Genomic DNA, 17,787 nt, shown 5'->3' on the forward strand with positions numbered 1-17,787 from the left:
CATTTCATTAAAGTATGCCAAAGGTAGAAACTTTCGATAGAACCAATGTATTGCAAAAAGCAACTGAAATATTCCATAAAAAGGGATACAATGGAACTTCTATGCAAGATTTGGTGGATGCTACCAATCTTAACCGATCAAGTATCTATAATTCTTTTGGAAGTAAATTAGGAATGTTTATGCAAGTACTTTCTTTTTACCAAAATGCAGGTAACAAGAATATGAGTAAAGAAATAGTAAATACACATAACGCTTCTGATACAATACTCTCAATTTTCGAATGGTATTTAAAAGATATATTGGAAGACGAAGATCATAAAGGTTGTTTAATCGTGAATTGTAAATCCGAAATGTCCAATCAAGAACCCTTAATACAATCTTTTATGGAGCAAAATCAGGAACAAATGATTGCACTTTTAGAAGATGTTGTACATAATGGTCAAATGGAAAAGGTTTTTAACGAAAAACAAACTGCTGGACAATATGCTTTATATTTATATTCATCCATCCAAGGCTTAAGAATGACTGGAATCCTAAATTCGAATGAAAATGAGCTTAGAAATTTAATCAAAATGGTACTTACAATACTATATTAATATTTTTTTTAACTTAATCTGAAACGATTGTTTCAAATAAAACACATATAACATGAGTAAATTAAACAACAAAGTAGCAGTAATTACAGGAGCTAATAGCGGAATTGGTTTAGCTACTGCTAAATTATATCTTCAAGAAGGCGCCAAAGTAGTAGTTTCTGGAAGAAGACAAGAAGCTCTTGACGAAGTAGCGAAAGAACTAAAAGGAGACTTTATAACGGTCAAAGCGGATGTTAGTATCGCTGCAGATAATAAAAGGCTTATAGAAGAAGCAACCAACAAATATGGAAAAATTGATATATTATTTTTAAATGCTGGAATTGCAACTCCTACACCAACTACTGATGTTACAGAAGAACATTATAACAACATTTTTGATATAAACGTAAAAGGTCCGATCATCGCTACTAAAGAAGCTTTACCTCATATCAATGATGGAGGGACAATTCTATTTACAAATTCTGTTGTTCATCAAAAAGGGTTTGATGGATTAGGCATATATTCAGCATCAAAAGGTGCATTACGTGCATATCAGAGAGTTTTAACATCCGAAGTGAAATCAAGAGGTATTAGAGTAAATGCAATAGCTCCTGGACCTATTGAAACACCTCTTTATGGCAAGATGGGATTACCAGAAGATGTTGTAGAAGAAATGGGAAAAGGATTCGCTGAACAAGTTCCTTTAGGACGTTTCGGAAGCTCTGATGAAATTGCCAAGTCTGCACTATTTTTAGCTTCTGATGATGCTTCTTACATTAACGGTGTAGAATTAGAAGTTGATGGAGGGTTAAGTCAGATTTAGAATATTGAAATTAAAAATAGGAATATGTTTTATTTTATGACATATTCCTATTTCAATTTTATAAACTACTCGTCTTATTTTTAATTTTTTATGAAAATTTTACTTCTAATATTCCCGTTCTTTTCTGCCTTTAAAATATATCCTCCTCTTCTAAAATCTTCTATATTAATCTGAGTTTTAAACACTTCTTTTTCCATAAATTGCTGGCTTTCCAAAATCAAATCACCTTTTAACAGACTATAAATTCGAATATTTATAATTCCTTCGTTTTTTGAATTAAATTTAAGGTCAAGTATATCTTTTACAGGATTTTGTAATATTTCTACACTAAAATTACGTCGAGGAAAATAGGGTCTGCTTGATATCTTTCTTATATTCCCTAATCCACTAAGTTCAGAAACATATAATGCAGTTCCTGTTCTATTAGCTATAATTCCTGCAGGATAAGAAAAGGTAGCTTCGGTAATATCTCCATCCATAGCCCCGTTAACACTTCCTGCGAAAATGGAAACGTCATCAATTCTTTCAGGATTGATTTCATAAATTTTATGTTCTCCATAATTGGTACCAAAAAGTGAACCATTTGCATAAGTGATAAATCCTAAGAAAGGAAAATCTGTACCGGAATCAGGAACTGTAGCAATATATTCTAATTCTTCACTTCTGGTATTTAATTTATATATTTTTCGATCATTAAAGTTTCCAATGTATAGCATCCCTCTTCTATCAAAAGCTAAACCCACTGGGGCATTAAGCGGTTCTCCAGTATACAACACCCTAACTGTTCCATCCGATAATAATTCTTTGATTCCATTATTACGTACATCAGTAAAAATAATCGAATTTCTATGCCTTGACTGAATCATTCCAGAAGGTATTCCATCTACAGGAAAACTTTTTAACAAATTCCCCTCCTTATCATATTTGTGGATAACGGAGGCACTAAATTCTGCTATAAAAAGATTACCCTGACGATCAAAAGCTAATCCATTAGGATTAGCCAATCCGGATACAAATACACTTACCTCTCCTGATCGTGCAATTTTATAGACTGAATCTCCAAAAAAATTAGATCCATATAAATTACCTCTGAAATCTATAGCCAAAGCATCATCTACAATCGCATCAGGAGAATCTAAAACTGTAGTTACCTCTTGACAATAAGCTACCGATGATACTATAACTAGTATTAAAACATAAAGTTTTCTCATTTTTTTGTTCTTTTAAATTAAATAATAAATAGATGATGTGTTTTCGTTATTTCAATTTAAAATTATTTGTTTTTGTAATATCTCTACACCACTTTGAAGTAGATCACCTTTTTTTTGAAGTGAATACATCATATTTTGATGTGAATGCATTTAATAAATGATTGACATACATTTTTTGTCTAAATTGTTCCATAAACGCATAATAAAAATGTAGATATCAGGGACATGAAAATTTCAGCATTAATTATTGATGATGAACCTTTAGCAAGGAACTTAATTAATAACTTACTTAGAACGGAGCCCATGATTAATGTCATTGGTATATGCAAAACTGGAAAGGAAGCTATTTTAATGATCGACACATTAAAACCCAATCTTATTTTTTTAGATATAAAACTAAAAGACATGACCGGTTTTGATATTCTAGAGAAAATTTCAGTCAAAGCTCCTATGATAATATTTGTAACGGCTTTTGACGCTTATGCATTAAAAGCATTTAATTTTTTTGCTTTTGATTATTTATTAAAACCCTTTAATGAAAGTCGGTTTTATATATCTGTTAATAAAGCAATTGAGGCTTTTCATAAAAAAGACACTTCTCTGCTTCAAAAAAAGGTAAACAACCTAATGAATCATGTTCGTGTTGCGGATAAAAATCCCATCAAAAAACTTCCTATCCCATTAAGAAACAGAACTATATTTATCCCTCTAAATGAAATTACATATATAACTGCTTCTAACTACTATGCAGAAATATATACAGAAAACAAAAAGTACCTCCTTAGGGAATCTCTACAAAACCTACTTGATATGTTAAATCCAGATCATTTTATAAGAATCCATCGATCCACAATTATTAATATTGATTTCATAAAGGAACTTATAAACTCGGGCTATGGAGCGATTCATGTAAAAATGAAAGACAGTAATCAATTTAGGATTAGTAAGAGTTACAAAAAAACGTTTTTAACCAAAATGGGAGTGTAATTGAGAAAATTAATAGATAAAAAACTATTCTTAATCCTTATGGGGTACGTCAGTGGATACAAAACAGTGACGATACTGCAAGAATTTTTTTTAAATTATCTTGAAGATAGAGCTATTGAAAACACCGAATGGTTTCGCATAATCATTCAACAAATAATCCCTACAACAATTATCATTACTCCTATAGTTTTCATTATTCTTATAGTAACAAAAATTATGATCAATCGAAACTATAAATGGGTATATATCATTCCCATCCACTTCGTATTATCATGGATTTATGGATTACTTGTTACTTTATCAGGAGTCATTTATTTAATAATTACCGAAGATAGTACTATTTCCTTATCTAAAAGCGAAATCATATCTGAGTTAGTGCATTCTTCGGGTCGTGATTTTCTGGGGTATGTAGGTTTTGTAAGCATCATCTATTCTTATTATTACATTAATAGAACCAGTAAAATGGAGGTACAAAAAGCACAATTATCAGAACAACTTATTAATGTTAAAATGGAAGCGTTAAAATCTCAACTAAACCCTCATTTTCTTTTTAACACCCTTAACAGTATTTCTGCTTTAATCATAGAAGATCAAAAAAAAGCTCAGGATATGATTGTTTTTTTAGGAGATTTATTAAGAGAAGTTTTAATCATTAAAAATGAGAATTTAATTCCTTTACATCAAGAGATATCATTATTAAATAAATATATCGATATTATGAGAATACGATTTTCTGATCATTTAACCATGGATATTCAAATAGAAGAAGATATAGAGGATACTTTAATTCCAAGTATGATTATTCAACCTATTATTGAAAATTCCTTTAAACATGGATATTCTTATACTGTAGAAAACCTTAATGTCAAGCTAAGTATCTCAAAAAAGAATAATAAATTATTAATTAACATTACCAATAATGGAGAGATCATAAAAGATGTTGAATCTTCGGGAATGGGCATTAAAAATATAAAAGACAGGTTATTTACCCTTTATAATAAGAATTTTGACTTCACATTCAGAAATCTAAAAAATAACAATGGTGTAGAAACTATTATGAGAATACCTATAGAATACTAAAAACTAAACGATATCTGATCAACTATTTCACAAGTTTAACCAATACGTGATTTTTAAGACTATGGAACGAGTTCTTACATCAAAAGCAAATCGATTCATTGGATCATCTACATTTCCTGTTAGATAATTATCTGTATATACGAGTATTAAATCTGATACTGGAGCAAACCTCCATTGGATTCGTGCATTAATGTTGGTATTATCATTTTGTGAATTATACTGTACAAAAACAGACGTAAACAAACTTTTAGAAAACGTATAATCTATCCTGGGGCTAATTAAATAAGTCTCTCTTGTGCCATCTAAGTGAGGTAAATCAAAAACATTAACTGCGTAATTTAGAGAGAAAAAACCTTTGGGCTGAAAACGTAGGTTAAAGCCTCCTCTAGTACCGTATCTCCAACCATTAAAATATTCTCCGACGTATGGACTTAGATTCCAACTAAATACTTTTCGTCGATCACTACGATAGTTTCCGGTAAAACTTATCCAAGAAAAATCTTGATCTGCAGCCAACTCTATTGAATCAGTACCTGTTGGATCAAATGGATCAAAAAGATATACATAACTATGATTTAAATTAAAACCAAAATTTGATCTTTGGGACAATTCCCCTCCTAACCCAACTGAGAAAAAATGATCCGTTTTCCCAAATTCGGGTCTCCAAAAGACATCCGCCTCCGCGCCATAACTATAGTTATTTAAAAAATCATTTTGAGGATAATACCTAAGTTCTGCAGAGGGACTAATTCTTACATAATTAGTTCTGGGCGTAAATCCAACTTCTGCATTATAATCTTCATGAACATATTCATGCTTCCATAATGCTCCAAATTTCCTAGTATTATAATTCACAGTTGTACCTTGTGCTATCGACATATCGGTATCAGGAGAGAAAGTTGAGTGAATAAAACTTTTTCCAAACCAAGTATTACTCTTAGTAGAATAGTTATAATCTAGTCCTATCATTCTATTATACCGATTTATATCTAAAGTATCTAGATTTTCATCAAAATTTACGGCTTGTTTATTTACACCAATAATTCCAATATTAGAACGTACACCTATCTTTCTTTGTATAACTCCAACGCCAAAATTAGTTGCGGGAATTCCTTGCGATTTACTAGAAGCTGTTTGCATGTTTAATATACCAACTCTGGTATTCGGATTTAACTTTCCACTTATTCGTAAACCTCCATAAATCCTATTTTGTACCAATTCCTCAGTTACTACATCTTCTCCCACCCCAATACGTCTAGAAAAAAATGGGTTAATATTAGAAAAACCGAACTGTCCAAAAAGATCTGCATTTTCTAAAAAGAATTGTCTTCGCTCTGGAAAAAAGATCTCAAATCGATCTAGGTTCGTTATTTGTTCATCGACTTCGACCTGAGAAAAATCGGGATTTACGGTTAAATCTAAATTTAAACCAGGTGTTAATGCAATTTTAGCATCACCTCCTACTTCAAAAATTTGATCCGTTGGTAGATTATCCTCATAGTCCTTATTGATCCCTGTAGAAACAAATGGAATCAAAGAAACCGCACTACTCTTAGTGGTCAAATCTTCTTCCCAGATCATCTCTGCGGGATATGCTAACGTGAAAACAACTTGATTTCGCGGTGTTCCTGGGTATGTACTTATTTCATTAGACTGTGTATCAAATCGATACGAAGTAAACCCCCATTTCTTAGAAGGTGTTGGATATCTAAAAGTGCTAAAAGGAATTTCTAGTTCTGCGGTATAATAACCATCGTATTTTTTAGCATTACCTCTCCACTTATTGTCCCAAGAAGTAGAAAAATCCTGAAAAACATTTCCTCCATTACTTATAGTTCCTTCTCTTAGAACACCTTCTGGATTAATTCCAAAATAGAATGCATTGGTTTGATCATCAAAAGTATCGAATAGTAAAGTGATATTATCATTTCCTCCTGCACGATAGTCCCTACGCAAGGATTCTATTACCCAATCATTTCCTGCAGCATAACATTTAATTCCTATGTACAAATTTTTCTTGTCTGTACACATGTATATTTCTGTTTGCGCAGCAGCTGGTAAAGAATCATTTGGGAAATACTGTGTGAAATTTTTAGCAGGTTCTAACTTTGTCCAGATAGCTTCATCTAACTGACCATCAATTGTTATGCTTTCTGAAGTGGTACCAACAATAAAAGATCTTTTTTCGGCAGTATTTTTTTGGGAAAAAACTTGATGTCCTAAACTAAATAAAAGTACAGTAATCCAAAATCTCATGCTAAAGCTTCGTATTTATTCTTAATAATCAGTAGTTTTTGATATTGAATTCTCAAAAATATAATACGAAAGCTTAGTTTATGTTAAAATTATTACAAACAAAACCATAAGATTTTGGATATACTTTGTTCCATAACGTATTATAGTTCTAAAATTTGTCTAATCATTTGATTCGTAAAACCCCACTCATTATCATACCAGATCATAATTTTAACCAAATCACCATCTACTACTCTTGTCATAGATGCATCCACAGTAGAAGCAAAAGGATTCATTTGTATATCAGAAGAAACGATAGGTTCATAGGTAACATCCAAAACTTTAAGATATCTATCGGTTTTAGCTTCTTTTAAAAGTATTTCATTAATTTCTTCAGCAGTAGTGTTTCTTTCGGCTATAAACGTCACATCGCTTACGGAACCAACAGGTACAGGAGTTCTAACAGCTATACCATCGAATTTACCTTCGAATTGTGGCAACGCTTTTGTTGTTGCAATTGCTGCTCCTGTCGAAGTTGGTGTAAGATTAACTGCTCCTGCTCTACCCATTCTAGGATTTTTCTTTGATGGTGCATCAACCAAAGTTTGCGAAGCTGTATACGCGTGGATAGTATTTAATATTGCTTTTTTAATTCCAATAGTTCTCCCTAAGATTTCTACAACAGGACTAATATTATTCGTAGTACAGCTAGCACAAGAAAATATAGCTGTTTTTCCATCTTCTGTATTAACTCCATGGACTACTGTTGGTGTATCCTTACTTTTTGTTGGTCCAGAAATCACAACATTAGTAGCACCAGCATTAATATGTTTTTCTGCATCTTCTCTATTTGTAAAGAAACCCGTACTTTCTATTACGACATCAATATTATTTTCTTTCCAAGGAAGTTGTTCAGGGTCTCTTTGATTGAAGTATAATATCTTCTGACCATCTACAAGTAAATGATCATCCTGAATACTCACTTCTTTATCAAAAATTCCATATACACTATCATATTTTAGTAAATACTGAGCATTATCAATTGACATTAAATCATTAACTGCTACAACTTCTAAGCTTGGCTCCTCCATAATTACTTTAAGTGCAGCTCTCCCGATTCTTCCGAATCCATTTATTGCTATTCTTTTCATATCTTATTTTTTGTTGGTATTAAAATGTGGTTAAAATTATAGGATAGTAGTCGCATAAACCCAACTAAAATTACATTATCCATCTATTAAAGAAACTCCATTTAAATCCGTTGTTAACACATCGCTCATGTAATCAAAATATGGTCTTAATAACCTATAATGATATATCAGTTTTTCCAAGAAATCTTCGGCAAATACCTCTTTGTCGGTAAATTTGTGTTCTACAAAAAATGATTTGTTTTTAATCAAATCAATTGATGGGTGATCTTTACTAAATCCTTTGGGCGCAGTTTTTACTTGATAAGCCGTATTAAAACCTCCAAATGCTTTTTTAAAATCTGAATGATCTAAAATATCTCTAATTTCTTGATCATCCATTTCAAACTCTTTTCGAATACGCAATAAATCTTTAGGTTCTGGACTAAAAAAACCACCAGCCATGCGAGAATTACCAGGTTCTAATCTTAAATAATATCCTCCTCTTCGATGTGCTCCTGCCCGACTAAAGCTAACGCTTCTATGCACATTATATGGAGTTTTATCTTTACTAAAACGCACATCCCTATTAATTCTAAACACCTTAGTTTTCTCTATCTCATCTTCTTCATTTAACCTTTCCGTCACTGAAGCATAAAATGCTTTCAAATCCTTCTCATTAGATTGATAACGTTTTTTATGTTCTTGCATCCAATCCCTATGATTGCTCTTTTTTAGATCTTTTAAAAACTCGAATGCCAATTCAGGAATTCTAATCTCCATATATTTTGATTTAATGATTATATTTTTATTGTATTGAGGTACGCTATACTAACTTTTCCTTAAAAAATTGTATCGTGCGACTCCAAGCCAACTCTGCAGCTTCTTTGTCATATCTTGGCGTACTTGTATTGTGAAAACCATGATTTACTTCCGGATATGTAAAAGCCTCATATTCTTTATTTTCTTTTTTAAGAGCTTTTTCATATTCAGGCCAACCTTCATTAACACGCTTGTCGAGACCAGCAAATTGAAGCATCAATGGAGCTTCTATTTTATCAATATCCTCTTTAGGTTGACTTCCATAAAAAGGAACAGCAGCAGCTAGATCTGCTATTTTTACTGCCATCATATTAGAAACCCATCCTCCAAAACAAAACCCTACCACACCAATTTTACCGTTACATTCTTCATGCTGTTTTAGATATTTATATGCTGCTATAAAATCTTCTAGCATTTCATTTCGATCTCGTTTTCTTTGCAATTTTCTTCCCTCGTCATCATTACCTGGATATCCTCCTAATGGGGATAGCGCATCAGGCGCAATGGTAATAAAACCTCCCAACGCCGCTCTCCTTGCTGTATCTTCTATATAAGGGTTTAACCCTCTATTTTCGTGCACAACTACAATTCCACCTAATTTTTGTTTTATATCTTTAGGCTTAGAAAACAATGCTTTTATTTCTCCTCCCCCTTTTTCCGAATTATATGTAATGTAATTAGAATCTAATTGAGTGTCATTTTTATCAACTATCAAGTTATCCGCGTAATTAGGCATTAAAAAACTCATCAAAGAAGGAACTGTAATTCCTCCTACAGCATAGATCCCCAACTTCTCAATAAACTCTCTTCTCTGAATCTTACTATGTGCATACTCATCATATAAGTTAAACACCCCTTGTTTAATATCTTCCTTTTTGAGTTTTTTCATAATTTATGCTATTATTATTTGATAAATTAAGTTTTTTTTCCTGTGCTAATCTTATCACTAACTATATCTATAAAAAACAATAAGTATAGATCGAGTTCTTTGTAAACCTTATAAAGGTAATTCATCTTAAAAGAATACCAAACCGTCTTATCTTTTTAACCAAATTTTATGTATTACTATCAATTCTGACCATTCTTTGTTATTATTATTGTAAAAATGTAAGTATTTGTATTTAAATAAGACTTCTCTATTTCTTTATTCTATATATTTACTAGACTTTTCAAAATAGGCACTATGACTAAAGAAAGAGAACAAATTATAGCTAAGATTGAAAAACAGAAAAAGAATCCTAATCTAAAGCTAAAACTTAAGGAGAGAACAGAGTATTTCACTAATCTTCTTTTTTACACCTTATTCGATTCTGACACAGAAGTAGAAAAAAACATTGCTATACTTGAACAAACTTTTGAAGAGTTGGTAGATCTTGCCTGTTGGGAAACTGAAAGACCTTGTTGTAAAATATGGCAATCTTATTTAGAAAAGCTCCCTGAAATATTACAAAAACTTAATAAGGATGCAGATTCTTTTATAAAAAGTGATCCTGCAGCTAATTCTATTGAAGAAGTTTATCTCGCGTACCCTGGATTTTATGCTATTGCGATCTATAGATTAAGCCATGAGCTATTAAAATTTGGATTGCCTCTTATTCCTAGACTTATGACAGAGTATTCTCATAGATTAACTGGCACAGACATTAATCCTGGAGCAGAAATTGGAGAATCATTTTTTATTGATCACGCTACAGGAATTGTCATTGGAGAAACTGCAATTATTAAGAATAATGTAAAAATATACCAAGGGGTAACTCTTGGTGGTTTATATGTAGATAGAAAGCTTCGTAATGTAAAAAGACATCCTACGGTAGAAGATAATGTTACTATTTATGCAAATGCAACAATACTTGGTGGTACTACTGTTATTGGTGCAAACAGCACTATCGGAGGTAATGCTTGGATAACTTCTTCGGTCCCAGAGAATTCGATTATATCAAACACATCAGAAATCAAGATAAAAAAAGTAATTTAATGTCTCATAGCATTTTAGATCTCATTGGAAATACGCCTTTAGTAAAAGCTACTTCCCTAATTAATAACCCAAACATAACATTATACTTAAAACTAGAAGGACATAATCCTGGAGGAAGTGTAAAAGATCGTGCAGCTTATAATATGATAAAGTCTGCGTTAGATCGTGAAGATATTGGTAAAAACACAAAATTAATAGAAGCTACAAGCGGAAACACTGGTATTGCTCTGGCAATGATTGCAGGTATTTTTGATTTAGATATTGAACTTGTGATGCCAGAAAATTCAACCAAAGAACGTGTTCAAACCATGCGAGCTTATGGTGCAAAAGTGACATTGACTTCTGCGGATGTTGGTATTGAAGGAGCACGTGATTACGCAGAATCAAAAGTAAACAACGACGGATACGTTATGCTAAATCAATTTGCTAATGATGACAACTGGAAAGCACATTACAAAACTACTGGTCCCGAAATTTGGAAAGATACTGATGGAAAGATTACACATTTTGTTTCTTCTATGGGAACTACAGGAACCATTATGGGAACATCTACCTATTTAAAAGAACAATCTCAAGAAGTTAAGATTGTAGGTGTACAACCCACAGATGAATCAAGAATTCCTGGAATAAGAAAATGGCCTAAAGAATATTTACCAAAAATATTTAATCCTTCGAAAGTGGATCAAGTTATAGAAGTTAGTCAAGAAGAAGCTACAGAAATGGCTAAGAGATTAGCAAAAGAAGAAGGCGTGTTTTCTGGTATGAGCAGCGGTGGATCTGTTACCGCGGCTTTAAAATTAGCAGAAACTATAGATAGCGGAGTTCTTGTTGCAATCATCTGTGATCGCGGTGATCGTTATTTAAGCTCTGATTTATTTTTATAATATACTCAATACATTTTATTTCAAAACATTAGTTACGCTTCTTTTGATAAATAGAAATTTCATTAATTTTATGATTCACAACAATATACATAAAAATGAAATTAGGTGCATTTTCAATAAGTCTAAATGTCAAGAATATCCATATCTCAAAAGAGTTTTATGAAAACTTAGGGTTTGAAGTATTTGCAGGAGACATAAAAAACAATTATTTAATAATGAAAAATGAGAAAACTCTTATCGGGCTTTTTCAAGGAATGTTTGAAAATAATATTATTACTTTCAATCCAGGATGGGGTCAAAAAGCTAATAAACTTGAAAATTTTGAAGACATAAGAGAAATTCAAAAGCACCTCAAAAACAAAAACATACAATTACAAAAAGAGGCGGACGAGAACACAAGTGGACCAGCAAGTATTGTATTAACAGATCCTGATGGAAATACTATCCTAATTGACCAACATGTCTAAGATATCAAAAAAGCAATCAAGCTTTATTATGTCTATTCATTGGGCTTTTTAAATAGAAAAATCAATCACTATAAATATTTTGATAAGCTCTACCAGTATCATTTATTTTTTGAAAGCTTTTTTCCTTTCTTTGCATTTATGCCAGATCAAAAACAAATTTTAAGCACGCTAAAAGAATATTTTGGGTATGATAGCTTCAGACCATTACAAGAAGACATTGTTAATTCTATATTTAATGGTCATGATAATATTGTAATCATGCCTACTGGTGGTGGAAAATCTATCTGCTATCAACTTCCTGCTTTACTTCTTTCTGGTATTACATTAGTTATTTCTCCATTGATTGCTCTTATGAAAGATCAGGTAGATGGACTAAAGTCTAATGGAATCGAAGCTGCATTTGTAAATAGTAGTCAAAACGAAAATGAACAACAAGAAATTTATCAAAAAATCCTTAATCAGGAAATTAAACTACTTTATGTAGCTCCGGAGAGTTTGAATTTCTTAGATTCGTTATTATCACAAATAGAAATAGGTTTAATCGCAATCGACGAAGCTCATTGCATCTCCTCCTGGGGTCATGATTTTAGACCAGCATATACACAATTAGGATATCTAAAAAGTCGATTCCCTAACACACCTTTGATTGCACTAACTGCTACAGCGGATAAAGCAACTAGGCAAGATATTTGTCAACAACTTAATATTAAAAATGCCAAACAATTCTTAGCTTCTTTTGATCGTAAAAATTTAAGTCTCGAAGTTCGCCCGGGAAATAAAAGAATTGAGCAGATACTTAATTTTCTAGAAGACAAGCCTAACGATTCTGGTATTATCTACTGCTTAAGTAGAAAGACTACAGAAATGTTAGCAGAAAAACTACAGAATCAAGGGTTTATTGCAGAGGCATATCATGCTGGTATTCCACACGAAAAAAGAGCCAATGTACAAGAAGGTTTTATAAATGATAATATTCAAATTGTATGTGCTACCATTGCATTTGGAATGGGAATTGACAAGTCCAATGTACGCTGGGTTATTCATTATAATTTACCCAAAAACATTGAAGGATATTATCAAGAAATTGGTCGTGCAGGAAGAGATGGACTACCATCTGCTACACTACTCTTTCATAGTTATGCAGATGTTGTTCAATTACAAAAATTTGCAACTACCTCCGGGAATCAAGAAGTCCAAATGGCAAAATTAGATAGAATGAAGCAATATGCAGATTCTCTAAGTTGCAGAAGGAAAATATTACTTAGTTATTTTGGAGAATTAATAGAAGAGGATTGCGGTAATTGTGATGTATGTAATAATCCTCCTAGTTTTATTGATGGCACTATAATTGCTCAGAAAGCTTTATCTACCGTTGCTAGAATTAAAGAAGAAGAACCCATAGGAACTATAATCGATGTATTAAGAGGTGCCCAGAATGCATTAGTACTAGATAAAGGATATCAGCAACTTAAAACTTACGGTATCGCGAATGATATTTCTTGGCGAGATTGGCAACAATATATCATTCAATTAATAAATCAAGGATATTTAGAAATTGCTTTTCACTTAAACAACAAATTAAAACTTACTGAACTTTCAAAAAAAGTTCTTTTTGAAAATGAAAAAGTACGTCTTGCAAATCTTATCGAATTAGAAAAAATTAAAGAAAAGAATGTTGAGCAAACCAAGAAAGTTTCATCTAATACATTATTTGATAAATTACGTGAATTACGTTTAAGTCTTGCTAAAGAAGCTGGTATTCCTGCATATCAAATATTTAATGATGCAACCTTAAAAGAAATGGAAAAAGTAAGACCGATGAGTGATGATGAGTTTATGCGAATAAATGGAGTTGGGAAAATGAAAATGCAAAACTATGGATATCAATTCATTAAAACGATCATTGACTTTTCTACAGAAAAAACAAAGAAGAAGAAAAAATCAAATAAGAATAAAGGCAACTCTCATAAAGAAACCTTTAATTTATATAAACAAGGGTTGTCCATAGAAGAAATCGCTCAAGAAAGAAAACTAGCACAATCAACTATTTTTTCTCATATCATGAAGCTGTATAATGATGGAGAAGACATTGATTTAAAGCAATTTATTAGTAACGCTGATATTAAATCTGTAAAAGAAGCCAAAGAAACATTGGATAATCCGGACGGGTTAAAACCATATTTTGAGCATTTTGAACAAGCAATGGATTATAACTCTATCAAACTGGCACTAGCTATTCTGGAAAACGACTAATTTTTTGAAATAGGAATCACTTGATAAAAAGGCCCTTGATCACAGCCATCTGCAAGCTGATCTAAACCTGTTTCTACCAAAAGAACATTATGTCTAATCGAAAAAGAAACATTGATTATTTCTTGATTTAGTAAACAGTTTTCATTCATATCGATACCCCCATTACAACAAAAACCATGAGAGTTTATTCTGGGTAAGATAAATTTCTTACTAACGTATATGTTATCAGATATATTAACCATAATATACAACTCATCTTTATCTTCTCCATACATTACTTTAAATTTGTCAATCATTTTCATTGTATAATAATGATTACTTTTAAGAAGATGCTTTATGTTTTTATAAATAGATTTTTGCTTAGAAATGGTGAATTGAACGGACTCTTCAGTTGGAGAAATAATAATTTCACTTAAGATCTTTCCACTACTCGTTTCTATCTTTTGTAATGAATTTCCCAAATAAATACAACACGAATATTGATTATACGCAGCTAAATAATGAGAACCATCTTCGGAAATCGCAGGAAAATTATCCAAAATTAGATTATTTTCTTCATAGTCAACTATAGGTTGACGAGGTTCCTGAGCAAATAAAGATTTACTTACTACAAGCAAAAATAGAAATAATATATCCTTCATTAAACTCTTATAAATTGATAAAAAAAACTTAACAAATCTAGTAAGACTATATACTCAATAAAACACTGTTAACCGTGAAATTATAACGCATCTTTTAAAATTTTAGATACAATTGTTTTAGAATCCGCTATAATAGTTCCTAATATCCCTCCTAATTTATAATTATCAAAACCCACAAAAAACAATCCCTTATGCTTACCATCGGCGACAACTTGTTTAGGAATATTGTATTGATCTAATAGCCCATCAGTGTTATCTATAAAATCGCTTACTTTAGCTCTATACCCTGTTGCTAATAGAACAACATCAAAATCTAATTTAGTCTCATTTATTAATTGTACCCCATTTGCGTAAAATGACGCAACATCTCCAATTACTTTGATTTTATTAGATTTAATCTGTTTAACGGTACCTAGATCTATAACAGGTGTCTTTCCTGTTTGTTTTAAATGATCAATTGGATCTTTTTTAGAAGATAAAATTCCATATTTAGAAAGATCTCCAATAACAATCTTGCGTACTTGTTTTCCAATCCATCTTCCTAAACCAAAAGGCAATCTCTCTAATTTCTTTGCAGTGAGCTGCACGGAACGACCATTAATATCTCTTGGCACAATAAGAAGAGGACTCCTGACAGAAATACTAACATCAATATTATGTTCACTTAAATCTAGCGCCAATTCTGCACCAGTATTACCCATACCAATGATTAACACCTTCTTTCCTACAAAAGGGATTGCATTTTTATAATCTCTACTATGAATAATATCACCATCAAATTTTTCTTGATCCAGCCAAACAGGTAAAAAAGGAACTCTATTTATTCCCGTAGCAACAATGACATTTTTTGTTTGATAACTTTGTTTATCCGTTATTACGCGCCAAAACCCATCTTCTTTCTGTACGGATTGTACTTCTATATTAAACTGAGGTTTTATATTGAAATGTTCTGCATAATTCTCATAGTATGCCACTAACCTAGCCCTAGGAACGTATCTAGGATACTCATCAGGGAACTCTAAATAAGGTAAACACGAAAGTTCTTTTACTGTATGCAATAAAAGTCTATCGTAGTGATGATGCCAACTATAAGCAATTTTATCTGTTTTTTCTATTATTTCGAAAGGAACATTTTGTTTAACAAAACGACCCGCAACTGCTAATCCAGCTGGCCCGGCGCCAATAATCAAGTTTTCAATTACTCTTACATTCATAATCAATTAAGAAATTGAGCTACCGTATCTATTTAGGATATTCTTTTTATTGTTAGTAGTAACAAAAGGGTCATTTATTGCTTTTTTAGCTAAAGTTTCATGCGAATTTTGATCATAAAACAACTTATACATATCCTTGATTGATACGCCATCTGTATGTATTTCATGTGGAATAAGTATATCATCAGTTTGTACTACCCCTGGAGTTAAAACTCTAAGATACACTCCAGGTATTAATGCTTCAATAAACTGTTTTAAAACTGTTTGAGTCCCGAAACGTACACCCAATTTATAGCAAGGTTGTCTAGGTTGTGAAACCTGCACCAACGCTTCTCCCAACACATAAACACTTCCAATATTAATTAATCGTTCATCAAGTCCAAGAACTGTTAGGTTTTCGCCAAACATTCCATAATCCCAATCTAGATTAGGATATTTCTCTTTCCAATATGGATAATGTTCAGCTGCATATAAATAACAGGCTTTATCTACACCTCCATGAACACGCCGATCTACAACGTGATCACCTTTTACATCTTCTTTATCTAGATAAATAGGTTCATCAACTGGATACTTATAAATACCCGTTTTAACTTCTTTTCCTCTCCAAGAAATCGTTTTGGTTTCTCCAATATTAGTGGATACTACTTTCATTTAGTTATTCTTTTAGCTTTACAGTATTTAAAATCAACCCGGAACCAGGAACAATGTGCTCTAAAGTAATTTCTTCTTCCATAGGATTCAATGTTTTCTTAATAAAATTTATATCCACTTTACCTTTGCCTAAATCTAATAACACCCCCATCATTAATCTTATTTGGTTTCTTTTAAAACCCTCTCCTTTTACTCTAAACAAATAACTCGAATCCGGAAAAAAATTTGCTGTATATAAATCATTTTTTACAATTTCACATTGTATTATTTCTCCGTGTAAAATCGTATTTGCATTAGGTCTATGACAATAAGATCTAAAATTATGTCTCCCTTCAAATAGTTTTGCTGCTTCCATCATACTATCAATATCCAAATCTCCTATAACATTATACATAAAAGGAGCACTAAACGGATGAAATTTTTTCCCATAGGAAAACAAGTATATATATTCTTTAATTTTTGGATGCTGTATAATATTAAAGTACTCATCTGTTTCCTGTATACTTATACCTCTGATATCTTGCGGTAGATTTTGATTAAATAACTCAAAAAAATCCTTTAGCACCAACGGATTATGATCCACAAATAATTCTACATAAGCTTCATTTGCAGATACCTTTGCATCCGTTCGTCCAGCCGCTAATACTTTAAAATCTTTTGTTTCTAGGACATAATTAATGGTTCGTTCAACCATTCTTTGTAGTGTATTAACATTAGGCTGCTTTTGCCACCCATGATATCTAAAACCTAAATATTGTAGTTTAATAAGGTAATAGTATCGTTTTCTAAACATATTGATAATTATTTAAAAGTATTCGAATATAGATAAATTATGTATT

17 protein-coding genes are annotated in these 17,787 nt (G+C 31.7%); 8 read left to right on the forward strand and 9 right to left on the reverse strand.

Features of this window, described 5'->3' with window-relative positions:
• Window positions 1–14: 14 nt before the first annotated feature.
• Together J8L88_RS05420 and J8L88_RS05425 are read left to right on the forward strand one after the other, a co-directional pair.
• Window positions 15–596 (forward strand): TetR/AcrR family transcriptional regulator, encoded by a 582-nt coding sequence (locus tag J8L88_RS05420; protein ID WP_027391338.1) that lies wholly within the window; start codon window positions 15–17, stop codon window positions 594–596.
• Between the two features lie 52 nt (window positions 597–648).
• Window positions 649–1,398: an SDR family NAD(P)-dependent oxidoreductase gene (locus tag J8L88_RS05425; RefSeq protein WP_027391337.1), complete on the forward strand. Its 750-nt coding sequence runs from the start codon at window positions 649–651 to the stop codon at window positions 1,396–1,398.
• A gap of 80 nt (window positions 1,399–1,478) precedes the next feature.
• On the opposite strand, the gene J8L88_RS05430 is transcribed toward J8L88_RS05425, so the two are convergent.
• A complete protein-coding gene (locus J8L88_RS05430) occupies window positions 1,479–2,609 on the reverse strand; it encodes a T9SS type A sorting domain-containing protein (RefSeq protein ID WP_211060171.1) in 1,131 nt (376 codons plus the stop codon).
• Between the two features lie 225 nt (window positions 2,610–2,834).
• Here J8L88_RS05430 and J8L88_RS05435 point away from each other — a divergent pair, with 225 nt between their 5' ends.
• Window positions 2,835–3,596: a LytTR family DNA-binding domain-containing protein gene (locus J8L88_RS05435; RefSeq protein ID WP_051335921.1), complete on the forward strand. Its 762-nt coding sequence runs from the start codon at window positions 2,835–2,837 to the stop codon at window positions 3,594–3,596.
• The gene (locus J8L88_RS05440; RefSeq protein WP_027391334.1) at window positions 3,597–4,676 is read left to right on the forward strand and encodes a sensor histidine kinase; all 1,080 of its coding nucleotides are present in this window, start codon (window positions 3,597–3,599) and stop codon (window positions 4,674–4,676) included.
• A gap of 27 nt (window positions 4,677–4,703) precedes the next feature.
• Here J8L88_RS05440 and J8L88_RS05445 read toward each other — a convergent pair whose 3' ends face one another.
• From J8L88_RS05445 to J8L88_RS05460, 4 genes are all read right to left on the reverse strand, one after another.
• Window positions 4,704–6,932: a DUF5916 domain-containing protein gene (locus J8L88_RS05445; RefSeq protein WP_211060172.1), complete on the reverse strand. Its 2,229-nt coding sequence runs from the start codon at window positions 6,930–6,932 to the stop codon at window positions 4,704–4,706.
• A gap of 140 nt (window positions 6,933–7,072) precedes the next feature.
• Window positions 7,073–8,062 (reverse strand): type I glyceraldehyde-3-phosphate dehydrogenase, encoded by a 990-nt coding sequence (gene gap, locus J8L88_RS05450; RefSeq protein ID WP_211060173.1) that lies wholly within the window; start codon window positions 8,060–8,062, stop codon window positions 7,073–7,075.
• Window positions 8,063–8,137: 75 nt separating this feature from the next.
• The gene (locus tag J8L88_RS05455) at window positions 8,138–8,821 is read right to left on the reverse strand and encodes a DUF2461 domain-containing protein (RefSeq protein WP_211060174.1); all 684 of its coding nucleotides are present in this window, start codon (window positions 8,819–8,821) and stop codon (window positions 8,138–8,140) included.
• 43 nt (window positions 8,822–8,864) lie between these two features.
• On the reverse strand, window positions 8,865–9,749 hold the full coding sequence (locus tag J8L88_RS05460) for a dienelactone hydrolase family protein (protein WP_211060175.1): 885 nt from the start codon (window positions 9,747–9,749) through the stop codon (window positions 8,865–8,867).
• A 294-nt stretch (window positions 9,750–10,043) separates the two neighbouring features.
• Between J8L88_RS05460 and epsC the strand changes: the two genes are divergently transcribed.
• The 4 genes from epsC (at window position 10,044) to recQ (ending at window position 14,439) form a co-directional block, all read left to right on the forward strand.
• Window positions 10,044–10,835: a serine O-acetyltransferase EpsC gene (gene epsC / locus J8L88_RS05465; RefSeq protein ID WP_108804366.1), complete on the forward strand. Its 792-nt coding sequence runs from the start codon at window positions 10,044–10,046 to the stop codon at window positions 10,833–10,835.
• Complete coding sequence (cysM, locus tag J8L88_RS05470) at window positions 10,835–11,719, forward strand: cysteine synthase CysM (RefSeq protein ID WP_027391328.1); 885 nt, start codon at window positions 10,835–10,837, stop codon at window positions 11,717–11,719. Before epsC ends, cysM begins: the two co-directional genes overlap by 1 nt.
• 95 nt (window positions 11,720–11,814) lie before the next feature.
• Window positions 11,815–12,186 (forward strand): VOC family protein, encoded by a 372-nt coding sequence (locus J8L88_RS05475; protein ID WP_118386315.1) that lies wholly within the window; start codon window positions 11,815–11,817, stop codon window positions 12,184–12,186.
• A gap of 138 nt (window positions 12,187–12,324) precedes the next feature.
• A complete protein-coding gene (recQ, locus tag J8L88_RS05480) occupies window positions 12,325–14,439 on the forward strand; it encodes a DNA helicase RecQ (RefSeq protein ID WP_118389897.1) in 2,115 nt (704 codons plus the stop codon).
• Here the strand turns inward: recQ and J8L88_RS05485 are convergent.
• The 4 genes from J8L88_RS05485 to J8L88_RS05500 form a co-directional block, all read right to left on the reverse strand.
• Complete coding sequence (locus J8L88_RS05485) at window positions 14,436–15,080, reverse strand: hypothetical protein (RefSeq protein ID WP_211060176.1); 645 nt, start codon at window positions 15,078–15,080, stop codon at window positions 14,436–14,438. The genes recQ and J8L88_RS05485 overlap by 4 nt on opposite strands.
• 80 nt (window positions 15,081–15,160) lie before the next feature.
• Window positions 15,161–16,294, reverse strand: a complete 1,134-nt coding sequence (locus J8L88_RS05490) for an NAD(P)/FAD-dependent oxidoreductase (RefSeq protein ID WP_027391324.1) — start codon at window positions 16,292–16,294, stop codon at window positions 15,161–15,163.
• Window positions 16,295–16,300: 6 nt separating this feature from the next.
• On the reverse strand, window positions 16,301–16,948 hold the full coding sequence (locus tag J8L88_RS05495) for an MOSC domain-containing protein (RefSeq protein WP_118386317.1): 648 nt from the start codon (window positions 16,946–16,948) through the stop codon (window positions 16,301–16,303).
• 4 nt (window positions 16,949–16,952) lie between these two features.
• Window positions 16,953–17,741, reverse strand: coding sequence for a tRNA pseudouridine(38-40) synthase TruA (locus J8L88_RS05500; RefSeq protein WP_118386318.1), 789 nt, complete (start codon window positions 17,739–17,741; stop codon window positions 16,953–16,955).
• Window positions 17,742–17,787 lie beyond the last annotated feature (46 nt).

The organism is Aquimarina sp. MMG015, from assembly GCF_018100855.1.
Lineage (GTDB): Bacteria > Bacteroidota > Bacteroidia > Flavobacteriales > Flavobacteriaceae > Aquimarina > Aquimarina latercula.

Excerpts from the sequence above, each read along its gene's own strand:
- J8L88_RS05420 (WP_027391338.1), top strand. The coding sequence starts at position 15 with ATGCCAAAGGTAGAAACTTTCGATAGAACCAATGTATTGCAAAAAGCA.
- J8L88_RS05425 (WP_027391337.1), top strand. The coding sequence starts at position 649 with ATGAGTAAATTAAACAACAAAGTAGCAGTAATTACAGGAGCTAATAGC.
- J8L88_RS05430 (WP_211060171.1), bottom strand. The coding sequence starts at position 2,609 with ATGAGAAAACTTTATGTTTTAATACTAGTTATAGTATCATCGGTAGCT.
- J8L88_RS05435 (WP_051335921.1), top strand. The coding sequence starts at position 2,835 with ATGAAAATTTCAGCATTAATTATTGATGATGAACCTTTAGCAAGGAAC.
- J8L88_RS05445 (WP_211060172.1), bottom strand. The coding sequence starts at position 6,932 with ATGAGATTTTGGATTACTGTACTTTTATTTAGTTTAGGACATCAAGTT.
- gap (WP_211060173.1), bottom strand. The coding sequence starts at position 8,062 with ATGAAAAGAATAGCAATAAATGGATTCGGAAGAATCGGGAGAGCTGCA.
- J8L88_RS05455 (WP_211060174.1), bottom strand. The coding sequence starts at position 8,821 with ATGGAGATTAGAATTCCTGAATTGGCATTCGAGTTTTTAAAAGATCTA.
- J8L88_RS05460 (WP_211060175.1), bottom strand. The coding sequence starts at position 9,749 with ATGAAAAAACTCAAAAAGGAAGATATTAAACAAGGGGTGTTTAACTTA.
- epsC (WP_108804366.1), top strand. The coding sequence starts at position 10,044 with ATGACTAAAGAAAGAGAACAAATTATAGCTAAGATTGAAAAACAGAAA.
- cysM (WP_027391328.1), top strand. The coding sequence starts at position 10,835 with ATGTCTCATAGCATTTTAGATCTCATTGGAAATACGCCTTTAGTAAAA.
- J8L88_RS05475 (WP_118386315.1), top strand. The coding sequence starts at position 11,815 with ATGAAATTAGGTGCATTTTCAATAAGTCTAAATGTCAAGAATATCCAT.
- recQ (WP_118389897.1), top strand. The coding sequence starts at position 12,325 with ATGCCAGATCAAAAACAAATTTTAAGCACGCTAAAAGAATATTTTGGG.
- J8L88_RS05485 (WP_211060176.1), bottom strand. The coding sequence starts at position 15,080 with ATGAAGGATATATTATTTCTATTTTTGCTTGTAGTAAGTAAATCTTTA.
- J8L88_RS05490 (WP_027391324.1), bottom strand. The coding sequence starts at position 16,294 with ATGAATGTAAGAGTAATTGAAAACTTGATTATTGGCGCCGGGCCAGCT.
- J8L88_RS05495 (WP_118386317.1), bottom strand. The coding sequence starts at position 16,948 with ATGAAAGTAGTATCCACTAATATTGGAGAAACCAAAACGATTTCTTGG.
- J8L88_RS05500 (WP_118386318.1), bottom strand. The coding sequence starts at position 17,741 with ATGTTTAGAAAACGATACTATTACCTTATTAAACTACAATATTTAGGT.